The sequence below is a fragment of the Nocardia sp. NPDC060220 genome (assembly GCF_042727815.1).
In the GTDB taxonomy this organism is placed as follows: Bacteria; Actinomycetota; Actinomycetes; order Mycobacteriales; family Mycobacteriaceae; genus Nocardia.
On record NZ_JBHWZY010001120.1, the window covers coordinates 1 to 1,869 of the forward strand.

The 1,869-nt window shown below is 57.9% G+C and carries 2 protein-coding genes and 1 pseudogene; 2 read left to right on the forward strand and 1 reads right to left on the reverse strand.

Translation table 11 applies throughout. The features are described 5' to 3' along the window. On the forward strand, positions 1-229 hold a 229-nt coding region (locus ACFWF3_RS34310), incomplete at its 5' end, for a hypothetical protein (RefSeq protein WP_379318190.1). 741 nt (positions 230-970) lie between these two features. Further along, a pseudogene (locus ACFWF3_RS34315) lies at positions 971-1,348 on the forward strand (transposase); the annotation flags it as partial. A gap of 74 nt (positions 1,349-1,422) precedes the next feature. Here ACFWF3_RS34315 and ACFWF3_RS34320 read toward each other — a convergent pair. Further along, the coding region (locus ACFWF3_RS34320; RefSeq protein ID WP_379318192.1) for a hypothetical protein at positions 1,423-1,869 on the reverse strand (447 nt) is incomplete at its 5' end.

The window sequence follows — 1,869 nt, forward strand, 5'->3', positions numbered from 1 at the left end:
GGCTAGTCAGGATGTTCACCCCTGGGTTCGACGAGAATCGATATGCAGGCGGGCATGCGCCCACGACGAAACTGCATTCCACGCGCCGATTGATCGCGAGGTATATCCTGGAGCTCTGGACCTAGCAATTGCGGGCATCGAAGCGGGAGTCATGCCCGTCGGCCATGAGGAGGCCCTGGATCTTTCAGCCGTCGAGCGTAATTCTCTGCGCCAATACATATTGACGTGAAATCAACGGTTGAAATGTATATAGCGCCCGGCCCCGGGAATGCCCACCAAACGACCGCGGGAGCTTCTGGATACGGCGAAGGGTAACCGCACTGCGATCCATCTGATTGGAGTGCGGTCAAAATTGTTGTCACCTTATGCTTCACGTACGCGCAGGAGTCGGCTTGGATACCTGGAGTAGCCGCGCCATGTGCAGGACCGAGCTTCATTGCCGTTCGGGCGCAGCGGTGCCTCCGTTTCGGTGATCTTTTCGGGTCAGGCGTGCTTGACCATCAGTTCGAACCGAGCCGACCCAAATTCTCTGTTTCCGAACGATTTTCGATGGTCGGTCATGGTCAGCCCATCCCGATCGAGGTCACCGACGTAGGACAACGGACCTCTCCTTCGATCGCTCGCTGCAAGAACGCGTGATCGATGGCACCTGAGTTGCGTGGCTACCGCACACGATGATCAGGGGGCCTCGCTGTCAATGCGATCCAGGTGGTCCAATGAGAATTCTCTCTCCACCCTGAAGACCGAGTTGGTGTATCGAAACAGTTGGCGGACAAGGGAAGACGCCGAGAACGCCCTGTTGCCTACATCGACGGCTGGTACAACTCCCAGCGTATCCAGAAGAAGCTCGGCTGGCGATCACCCGACGAGTACGAAGCCATCTATCATCACCGGGTTCCCTCTGGAACCAGATAACCGCTGGTCTTTCCGGCTTTTCCGGAGTTACGTTGCTAGATTCTTGTGCCACCCCGACTTCTCGCAGACCGCGGCCTTGGTCACCAACGCGCTGGGCATGGCCATCGACAGCCGCCGCCCGGGCAAGGGCGCGATCATCCATACCGACCAGGGCGTGCAGTTCGGTTCGTGGGCGTTCACCGAGCGCGCCAAGGTCTCCGGCCTCGTGCCGTCGATGGGCAGCGTGGGCGACTGCTACGACAACGCGATGATGGAGTCGTCCTGGTCCCGCATGCAGGTCGAGCTACTGAACCGCCGCCGCTGGAACCCCCGGATCGAGCTGGCCAATGCGATCTTCGACTACCTCGAGATCTTCCACAACCGACAGCGGCGTCACAGCAGCCTCGGCATGCTGACACCGATAGAGTACGAGAACCCAACCATTGTGGCATGAAGTCCAGCAACGCGACTCCACGGAACAAGGGGAAGACCAGCTTCTCCGGATAGCGGGGGAACCTCAAATGCGGATCAATCGGCAACTATACGATGCGTGCGCCAAATATTCTTGTGAGACTGATATATGACTCGAATTCGCTCTGGCATGTCACGGGGCCCAGATATGCTTATTTGTCGTTCGCCCCAACTGAAGGTGATCAATGCCCGATCCTGGGCAAACATTCGCACGATGTCCTCGCGCACATACAGTAGGTTCCCCTGAAATCCTGCGGGGGCGGTGTAGCTTTTAGTTGCAGGTCGGCCATCGGCGTCGACTTGATCGAAGCTAGCACTTGCAGCGCGCAGCCCTGACTGTTGAGAAAGGCGTTGGCTCGGCACGTAGGCGAACTGCTGATTTTCGGAGCTGTGGTAATTCTCCCAGGCAAACGAGTGCGCAAGAGATTCAAACTGAATCTTCCGGTAAGCGGGCCATATGTTCGCGGAGATGTGTAGCAGCCCTTCGGCAGAATCGCTGATGTC